Origin of the sequence: Pyrinomonas sp. (assembly GCF_040289685.1) — a bacterium.
In the GTDB taxonomy this organism is placed as follows: domain Bacteria; phylum Acidobacteriota; class Blastocatellia; order Pyrinomonadales; family Pyrinomonadaceae; genus Pyrinomonas.
In genome coordinates this window covers 21,912-31,522 of the sequence record NZ_PSLQ01000039.1, presented here as the reverse complement: position 1 = coordinate 31,522, position 9,611 = coordinate 21,912, and the positions used below count along the sequence as shown (strand labels likewise).

General features: G+C 62.3%; 7 protein-coding genes. 3 read left to right on the top strand and 4 right to left on the bottom strand.

The genetic code is table 11. From position 1 onward, the window contains the following. Positions 1-156: 156 nt before the first annotated feature. Both C4334_RS09580 and ttcA read left to right on the top strand, forming a co-directional pair. Complete coding sequence (locus C4334_RS09580) at positions 157-834, top strand: dienelactone hydrolase family protein (protein ID WP_352431864.1); 678 nt, start codon at positions 157-159, stop codon at positions 832-834. A gap of 169 nt (positions 835-1,003) precedes the next feature. Next, positions 1,004-1,858 carry a tRNA 2-thiocytidine(32) synthetase TtcA gene (ttcA, locus tag C4334_RS09575; RefSeq protein ID WP_352431863.1) on the top strand — a complete coding sequence of 285 codons (855 nt, stop codon included), beginning with the start codon at positions 1,004-1,006 and terminating at the stop codon, positions 1,856-1,858. 186 nt (positions 1,859-2,044) lie between these two features. Here ttcA and C4334_RS09570 read toward each other — a convergent pair whose 3' ends face one another. The 4 genes from C4334_RS09570 to C4334_RS09555 all read right to left on the bottom strand — a co-directional run bounded on the left by C4334_RS09570 (position 2,045) and on the right by C4334_RS09555 (position 8,890). Next, entirely contained in the window at positions 2,045-3,700 is a 1,656-nt protein-coding gene (locus tag C4334_RS09570; RefSeq protein WP_352431862.1) for an NAD+ synthase, read from the bottom strand. Positions 3,701-3,938: 238 nt separating this feature from the next. Further along, on the bottom strand, positions 3,939-5,561 hold the full coding sequence (locus tag C4334_RS09565) for a hydantoinase B/oxoprolinase family protein (RefSeq protein WP_352431861.1): 1,623 nt from the start codon (positions 5,559-5,561) through the stop codon (positions 3,939-3,941). Between the two features lie 90 nt (positions 5,562-5,651). Continuing rightward, a complete protein-coding gene (locus C4334_RS09560) occupies positions 5,652-7,691 on the bottom strand; it encodes a hydantoinase/oxoprolinase family protein (protein ID WP_352431860.1) in 2,040 nt (679 codons plus the stop codon). Positions 7,692-7,795: 104 nt separating this feature from the next. Beyond that, positions 7,796-8,890, bottom strand: a complete 1,095-nt coding sequence (locus C4334_RS09555; RefSeq protein ID WP_352431859.1) for a Gfo/Idh/MocA family protein — start codon at positions 8,888-8,890, stop codon at positions 7,796-7,798. 170 nt (positions 8,891-9,060) lie between these two features. On the opposite strand from C4334_RS09555, the gene C4334_RS09550 reads away from it, so the two are divergent. Continuing rightward, positions 9,061-9,567, top strand: a complete 507-nt coding sequence (locus C4334_RS09550) for a hypothetical protein (protein WP_352431858.1) — start codon at positions 9,061-9,063, stop codon at positions 9,565-9,567. Positions 9,568-9,611 lie beyond the last annotated feature (44 nt).

The window sequence follows — 9,611 nt, the reverse complement described above, 5'->3', positions numbered from 1 at the left end:
CTTCCTCGTCAATTGTGGAGGGCCAAATTTACACCACTACTTGAGACTCTAACTAAACTTCGGACGAACGAAGGCCGTCGCTCTTTCGCGACGAAAGTTTGAGGCGAACCACATATCGCAGTCAAATTTCGAAGGAGGAAGGTTATGGGTGGCGAGATGATCCAGTTTAAAAGCAACGGCAAACAGGCGGAAGGTTACTTGGCTGTCCCGGCTTCAGGCAAGGGGCCGGGCGTCATCGTCATTCAGGAGTGGTGGGGTCTCGTGCCGCATATCAAACGCGTCGCCGACCGCTTCGCTGAGGAGGGGTTCGTCGCGCTCGCACCCGATCTCTATCACGGCAAGACGACGAAGTCGCCGGATGAAGCGGGCAAGCTGATGATGGCGATGAACATCGCCGAGACGGAGAAGGATTTGCGCGGCGCGATCGAGTACTTGCTCAACCATCCGGCGGTGACGAGCAACAAGGTCGGCACCGTCGGCTTCTGCATGGGCGGCGCGCTCTCTTTGTACGCGGCGACGAAGAATCCGCAGGTCGGCGCGTGCGTCATCTTTTACGGCGGCCATCCGAACGTCAAACCGGAACTCGAAAAGCTTGAAGCGCCAGTGCTCGGGCTATACGCCGAGCGCGATACGTTCGTTACGCCCGATGCGGCGCGCGAACTCGAACGGCGTCTGAAGGAACTCGGCAAACAGGTCGAGATACACATCTACAAAGAGGCCGATCACGCCTTCTTCAACGACGATCGTCCCGAAGTCTACAACCGCGAAGCGGCGGAAGATGCCTGGCGACGCACCATCGAATTCTTCCGCCAGCATTTGCAACCAAAGGCTTGAGATCACTTTCGAGCGACCAGCCATCCCTAACGTTCTCTGAAGCGAGCGACCTTCGAGCGGGATGCTGGTCGCATTCCTTTTTTTCAATTCGTGCCGTCGCCGGGTTGCTTTTGCGCGCGCTTCTCCGACAAAATCTTACGCTGGAGCGCAGGCTCCGAAAGGCAGCGTGATGTTCGTCGAAAGCAAGATCAAAACCAAGCTTCTTCGCCAGATGGGCGAGGCCATCGAAGATTTCAATATGATCGAATCGGGCGACCGCGTGATGGTCTGCCTGTCGGGCGGCAAAGACAGCTACACCATGCTCGATCTGCTGCTCGACGTGCAAAAACGCGCGCCCGTCAAATTCGACGTCCTCGCCGTCAACCTCGATCAAGGGCAGCCCGGTTTCCCCAAACACGTGCTCCCGGAGTACCTTAGCGCGCGCGGCGTCCCCTTTCGCATCATCGAACGCGACACCTACTCGATCGTCAAACGGCTCGTGCCCGAAGGCAAAACTTACTGTTCGGTCTGTTCGCGCTTGCGGCGCGGCATCCTCTACCAGACGGCGGTGGAAGAAGGCTGCTCGAAGATCGCGCTGGGCCACCACGCCGACGACATCATCACGACCTTCTTGCTCAACCTCTTCTTCATCGGGCAGCTCAAGGCGATGCCGCCCGTGTTGCGCTCCGATGATGGCAGAAACACGGTGATCCGTCCGCTCGCCTATTGCCGCGAACGCGACATCGCCGAATTTGCCGCCGAGAAGGACTTCCCGATCATCCCGTGCGACCTGTGCGGCTCGCAGCGGAATCTGAAACGCGCGCGCATCAAACGCTTGATCGCAGAACTCGAACGCGAGATCCCGCACATACGCAGCTCAATGCTGACGGCGCTTGGCAACGTCACGCCATCGCACCTTCTCGACACCAAACTTTACGACTTCAAAAAGTTCGCTTCCCTCACCGGAGACATCGAAGCCGAACTTGATGCGGCGCTCGGTCTCAACGAAGAGGACGCCACCGAACTGGCCCAATTGAGCAGATGAAGCCCGCTGCAGTGTGCGCAAAGATCAACGTGACGGCAGTCTTCCTGCGGCAGAACTGTGCGGATCAAGCGGTGTACCTTCGCGCACAAAAGACGCCGAAGGACTCGCCCGCATGACTACTGAACGCCATTCTCACGCCGCGAGTTGCAGAGCTGAAGAGATCATGCGCTCCTTCTCGTAGCACGCTCATCCCATCACGCGGCGATAACGATGTGTGACGGGGCGGCGTCGGCCGATGCCGATCGCGTTGCGCGAGATGATGAGCGTCGGCGGAAGCTGTCGCCGTTTGAACTCGTTGGCGGGCGATTCCACCCGATTCAGCACGTCGTAAACCAAGTGCGCGTCGTTGCCGGCGGCGATGATCTCCTCAGGCGTCGCTCGTTGTTCGAAATAGAGTTTCAGGATGGGATCGAGCTTGTCATAAGGCGGCAGGCTCTGATCGTCGAACTGGTCCGGCGCGAGTTCCGCCGACGGGCGCTTTTCGACGATCGCGCGTGGGATCAATTCGCGCTCGCGGTTGATGTGGCGCGCAAGCGCATAGACTTCCGTCTTTAGCACGTCGCCGAGCACCGCCAAGCCGCCGTTGGTGTCTCCGTAGAGAGTGCAATAACCGAGCGCCAGCTCCGACTTATTGCCCGTCGAAAGGAGCAGTCTGCCTTCGGCGTTCGAGATGGTCATCAAGATGCAGCCGCGGAGGCGCGACTGAAGGTTCTCCGCCGCGAGCGATTCGCCGCCGCGTGTCGGGCGCTTCAAACCGAGTTCGCGCGCCAGCACTTCGAAGGCTTCGCTGATCGGATGAAGGCGCATCTCCATCCCCAATCGGCGGCCCAACTCGCGCGCATCTTCAACGCTGCCGCGCGATGAAAAAGGCGATGGCATCATCACGCCGAGGACGTTCTCTGGGCCGACGGCTTCGCAAGCGAGCGCGGCGACCACCGCCGAATCTATCCCGCCCGAAACGCCGATGACGACGCGCTCGAAACGGTTCTTGCGCGCGTAATCGCGTATGCCGAGCACGAGCGCTTGATGAACGGTTTCGATGTCATCGCCCGTCAAGCAGCGTTCGTGTCGCGCGCCGGAGTTGAGATCGACCGTGCCGACGAATTCCTCAAACGGCGGAGCTTGCAAGATCGTCTCTCCGTGCTGGTCAACGACGAGGCTCGCGCCATCGAAGATGATCCCGTCGTTGCCGCCGACGAGATTGACGAAGACGATCGGCAGATGCGCAAGGCGCGCGCGATGAGTGACCATCGCGCAGCGCACGCCCATCTTCCCCTTGTTGAAAGGCGAGGCGTTGATTGCGACGAGAAGGCGCGCTCCCATGTGTATGAGTTCATCGGTGGGGTCTTCATCGTACAGGCGCTCGCGCCAGAAGGTCTTGTCGTTCCAGAAATCTTCGCAGATGGCGATGCCGACTGGCACGCCGTCGATCTCAAAGAGCCGTCGCTCGCGCGCCGGCTCGAAATATCGTGGATCGTCGAAGACGTCGTACTCGGGAAGGAGGGTTTTGTCGGCGAAGCCCAGAAGCTCGCGGTTGCGGATCACGGCGGCTGAGTTGAAGAGCTTTCGTCCGTCGCTTTCGCCGGTCGGGCGCACCGTGCCGACGATGGCCGTGATGCCTTCGGTGGCCGGAATGATCCGTTGCAGTGGCTGAAGCGCGTCCCGCGCGATGTCCGGATCGAGAAACCAATCGAGCGACGTGTAGCCCTGCACGCAAACCTCAGGGAAGACGACCAGATCGGATCGTTCGCGCTTGGCTTGTTCGATGGCGCGAATGATCCGGTCCGTGTTCCCTTCGTAATCGCCGTTGGTCGTGTTTATCTGTGCGATGGTGACGCGCATCTGCGAATCGCTCCTTTTCTCGCAGCATAACACGAAGGGCGCGCGGCCAGCCAAAAAGCGCGGCGCGAGGACGAACCGAACGGGACTAGCGCCTTGCAGCGGCAATGGTCCGCCGCGCGATGGCGCACCCGCCGTCTCATGTTCGCCGCTTCATCATCGTCGAGGGCCATTTATTGGAACGGAAGGTTCGCCCCCGTCCGAAGCGAGCTTGGCCGCCAAAGCGCGAGCGGGCCGCTCCTTATCGGGTGGGAGGTTCGCCGTGCCCTCCGCCGCCCGGCGTTTCGATGCGCACGCGGTCGCCAGCCTCGAGCTGCCATGTCCCCTTGGACGCGATCCGTTCTTCACGTCCGTCACGCCTGATGATCGTGTCGCGGCCAAGTGCGCCGTCCTCGCCACCGCAAAGACCATAGGGGGCGTGACGGCGACGTTCGGCCAGCAAGCTTAAGCGCGCGGGCGCGAGCAGTTCGATCTCGCGCACGACGCCGTCGCCGCCGCGATGTCGCCCGCGCCCACCTGAATCGCGCCGCACCTCGTAGCGGCGCACGCGCAGCGGATAGGCGTATTCCAGAGCTTCGGCGGGCGTATTCAAGCTGTTGGTCATGTGCGTATGCACGGCATCGAGGCCGTCGAGCGTGGGGCGCGCGCCCATGCCGCCAGCGATCGTTTCGTAGTAGCCGAATTCGGAGCCGGTTCGCGGGTCAATGCCGCCGATCGTCAAGTTGTTCATCGTGCCTTGGCTCGCCGCTGGGATCTTTTCGGGCAAGGCCTGCGCGAGTGCCTTGAACAGCACATCAACGATACGTTGTGACGTTTCGACGTTGCCGCCAGCCACTGCCGCCGGTGGACCAGCATTGACCACTGTTCCGCGCGGCGCGATGACGCGAATCGGCTCCATCAATCCGGCGCTCATCGGCACATCTTGTTCTTCGATTAGACAGCGAAAGACATAGGCGACGGCGGAAAGCGTTATCGCTTCGACGGCGTTCACTGGACCACGAACTTGCGGCGCGCTCCCCGTGAAATCAACCGTCGCCTCTTCGCCGCGGATCTCTACGCGCACGCGGATCGGAATCGGTTCGCGGCTCAACCCATCGTCATCCAGCGCATCTTCCGCGCAGTAAAGGCCATCGGGGATGGCGGCGATGGTCGCACGCATCAAGCGCGCGCCGTAAGCGATCAAATGTTCGGCGTAAGCCAAAGCTTCGCGCGCGCCGTTTCTTTCGACGATTTCAAGCAAGCGCGCCGCTCCCGTGCGCAACGATCCGATCTGCGCCTCGAGATCGCCCCGCCTCTCATCGGCAGCGCGCACGTTGGCGAGGATCAGTTTCAGTAGATCTTCGTTGAGTCGCCCGCCGCTTACGATCTTCAAGGGCGGAATGCGCACGCCTTCGCCGTAAACATCCGCCGCTAGGCCCATGGATCCCGGCGACGCGCCGCCGACGTCGGCATGATGCGCGCGGTTGGCGACGTAAAAGATGGTCTCGATGCGCCTTCCTTTGGCTCGAGTTCTGTCACCGACCGCCCAGACCACGGGCATGACGAGCGTGATGTCGGGCAGATGCGTCCCTCCGACGAACGGGTCGTTGAGCGCGACCACGTCGCCCGGTTCGATCTCGCGCTCTCTGAGCGCCGCTGCGACGGCCATCGGCATCGAACCGAGATGGACCGGCATGTGATCGCCTTGTGCGATGACGCGCCCGCGCGCATCGAAGATGGCGCACGAATAGTCGCGCCGCTCTTTGATGTTCGGCGAATAGGCCGATCGCCGCAACGCTGCCCCCATCTCCTCAGCGACCGACGTGTAGAGCGCGCGATAGATCTCCAGCGTGACGGGATCGAATCTTTCCGTGATCTTTCTCATCGAGTTCAGTCTGGACGTTCAAGCATGCGGATAAGCTGAAGGCCATACGGCTGCGTGAGAAATCCTTCTCATCTCAGTCAGTCAAAGCGTTCAAGGCTCGATGATCAGGTTGCCGAACCGATCCACGCGCGCGCGCGCGCCAGCGGGGATCAGAGTCGTCGAGGAATACTCCGCGACGATGCACGGCGTAGCGAGCCGAACTCTTGACCTTAACTCCTCGCGGCGATAAAGGTGAGCTGTTCGCTTCCCATCGTCGAAAACGACGGTAACGCGCTGCGCTTTGATGCGCGGCGGTCGTTTCGTTCGTTCTCTTCGGCCAACGATCTCGCCCACGATTCCAGTCGAGCGCACGCGCAGGCTCACGATTTCAACCGGACTTTGACGGCGCGCGTAACCGTAGCGCAGCTCGTGCGCGCGATGAAAGGTCTCGCTGAGATTCAACCTCGGACGCCACTTGAGTTCCAACTCGAAAGATTGTCCGCGATAGCGAGCGGCGAAAAAGCGCGCGTGGCGTTGACTGTGACGCGGAAAGCCTTCGCGCTCCAGCGCCTGCGCGCCTTGCTCTTCGAGTTCGCAAAACAGAGGCTCGAGGTTTTCGACGGCTTCGCCGCCGAGCATGACGGTGCGCGTCTGCTCCCGCACGACGTCGGCAGCAAGCACGCCGAAGGCCGAAAGGGCGCCGGGATCGCGCGGCACGATGACGCGCGGAATGCGCAAAGAGCGCGCAAGCGCGACCGCATGGAGGCCGCCTGCGCCACCAAATGTGACGAGCGCGAACCGGCGAGGATCGTAACCGCGCTCCACGGAGACAGCGCGAATGGCCCGCTCCATGTGCGCATTGACGACGCGGATGATGCCAAGCGCGGCTTCTTCTGCGCTCACTTCACGCCGCACGCGCGCGCTCATCTCGCGCGCTATAGCTTCAATAGCCGCGCGCGCGCGCTCAGCATCCAACGGGAACGCCCCACCAAGCAGCGCATCGCTGCCTAGTCGGCCTAGGACCAGATTGGCATCGGTCACCGTCGGCAGATCAGACTTTCCATAGCAGGCTGGACCGGGATCGGCGCCAGCCGACTCTGGCCCGACGCGCAACGAACCGCCGCGGTCAACGCGCGCGATCGAGCCGCCGCCCGCTCCGACGGTGTGAATCTCGAAACAGGGAATGGCGATCGGAATGCCAGACACGATCGTCTCGCGCGTAGCGCGCACTTCGCCGTCGGCACAAAGCGCCACATCGGTGGAAGTTCCGCCCATATCGAAAGCGATGTGATCGCGTGCGCCCGCTTGCCGCGCCGCGTGGAGCGCGCCAACGACGCCGCCTGCTGGACCAGAAAGCACCGTGCGCACGGGCTCCGCAGCCGCGACCTGCGCGCCGATGCTTCCGCCCGATGATTGCATGATGCGCAAGCGCGGCACATTACGCCCGAGCCGTCCGAGATAATGGCTCATCAAAGGTTGAAGGTAGGCGTTGGCGACGGTCGTCGAGGCGCGTTCGTACTCACGGTATTCGGGCAGGATTCGGTGCGAGATCGAAAGCGGCACCCCGAGTTCAGCCAAAGCGGCGGCGAGTTTACGCTCGTGTTCTGGATTGGCGAAAGAGAAAAGCAAACAGACGGCCACCGCTTCGACATCCTCTTCGCGCAAACGGCGAACGAGCGCGTTGATTTCTTCATCGTCGAGCAGTTCGAGCGCCGTTCCGTCCGCCGCCGTGCGTTCGCGCACGCCGAAGCTCAGCCCGTCTGCGACGAGCGGTGCCGGGCGCGTGACGTTGAGATCGTAAAGGCGCGGACGCGCCTGCCGTCCCGTAATGAGCATGTCTTCGAACCCGCGCGTGGTGATGAAAGCGACGCGCGCGCCGCGCCTTTCGAGAAGCGCATTGGTGCCGACGGTTGTGCCATGCACAACTTCGATCTCATCAAACGCAAGCTTCAACTCCGCACAGATGCGTTGCACGCCGTCGAGCACGGCGCGCGACGGATCGTCGGGCGTCGAAGGGAGTTTGAAGACGCGAACTTCCCGCCCAGTGCTGTAGATGAAATCCGTAAAGGTCCCGCCCGTATCGACGCCGATGCGAACGAGGCGTCGGCGGGAGCGTGACTGTTGCGCTCTCTGAGCTTGGGCGATATTCATCGAGCCGCGTGGCGATTTTGGGAGAATCGCGATAGATCCTTCGGTCGCTACCGATAAGAGTTCTGGTCCAGATTGGCCCGGACGACACGGGTCAAATCGAAAGCTCAAGGCGCGTCCACGCTGGTCCAGCAGCCGCGCTCGTGCGCGCGCCGCGCGGCATCGAGCACGAGTTGGACGCGATGTCCATCGGCGAACGTCGCCGCCTCTTCGACCGTCCGGCGCCCTTCGCGCAGCGCCGCGACGATTGCGCGCGCAAAGGCGGTGAAGCCGCGCGACCAACCGTTGTCCTGCAAACCCGGGGCAAGATCGTCCGGCTCGACCGGCACCTGCTCCCACCGGTTTGCGTCGAGGTCGGCGCGCCAGAGTTCGCCGCGCTCTTCGATGCGCAGCGCACCGCGCCTCCCAAAGATCTCTGTGAAGTGCTCCTGCTGTCCGGCTTCGACCACCGACAGGGAGATCAATCCGGTCGCGTCTTCCACCAAGTCCGTCTTCGCTAAGCGCATTAGAAGAAGCGCTTCCGTATCCGAGGTCACGCGCCGCAGCGCACCGGTTTGCGCATCGCGTCGCTCTTTGATGTGCGTCGCAAGCGAGCAGCAGATTTCTTTGACTTCTGCTCCGAGCAACCAGCGCACGGAATCCACAGCGTGCGAGCCGATGGCACCGAGCACGCCGCCGCCCTGCTTTTCATCCGACCACCAGTTCCACGGGCGATCGGGATGCGCGCGCGTCGCGTTGCGAAAGAGGATTTTGATGTGGATTACTTTGCCGATAGCGCCATCTCGGACCATGTCGCGCATCCGCCGCCGTCCGTTCAAAAACCGCAGTTCGTGATCGACGAGCGCGAAAGCTCCGCTCCGTTCGGCGCGCTCGACCATGCGCCGCGTCTCATCTGCGTTCATCGCCATCGGCTTTTCGCAGAGCACGGCCTTGCCGGCATCCAATGCGGCGAGCGCCATCTCCATGTGCGTTGAAGGCGGCGTGACGATGCTCACCAGATCGACATCGTCGCGCGCGATCAACTCCTGCCAGCGATCGGCGACATGCGGGATGCCGAACGTCTGCGCTACGCGCTCGGCGTTCGCGCGATGGCCGCTGGCGATGGCCACCACGCGCGCTCCCTCGCAAGCGAGAAAAGCTGGGATCTGCGTCGTGCGGGCAAAACCGGTGCCGATGATGCCGATGCGAACCGTGTCGCTCATGCTCTCGTCAGCTTGGCGGAAGTTTTTAGGCCGAGAGCTTTATTACCACGCCGACTCGCACGGCGACAAGCCATCGCGTTCTCCGAGCGACCTTTCAACCTTACGCTGTCGCTGAAGTTCGCCTCGCGCGACGGAAAAATGTTACCATCGCGGGCGGAGCATCGAACGCGATGGATGACCCATATGAACGACTTCTAAGGGAAGCAAAAGAGCGCGCGCGCCGCGAAGGGCCGAACGATGTGCTCGAATACTTGGTCTTGCGCGCTTCAAACGACCGGCTGCGCGTCGCCGGCATCGAATGGCTCCACCGAGAACTGAGCGAAATCGTCGGCGAACTGAATCGTGGCGGGAAGAGCCTCGTCTTGGAGCGCGAAGATGACCACCGATTCAGCGTCGGCAATGCGACCATGCACGGCGTCCGTCTGACGGTACGCGGCGCAGGTTTCCGCGCTTTGACCATCGAGGCTGGATGGCCACGCCGCCCGCACGAAGGGATCGTGCGCGGCGGTCTCGCCGCCGCGCGAATTCAAAGCTTCGGCGGCCCACGCGAAGAGATCATCCTCGTCTGCGAACGCGAAGGCGCCCCGCGCTGGATGGCACGCGATGCCGCCGGTCATCAACAACCTTTCACCGTCGAACTGCTGCGCGCGCGCGTCGCGGCGTTGCTCGACGGGTAACTCTGCATCGGCGCTGAAATGGGCGGCACGCTCTACGTCGTCGC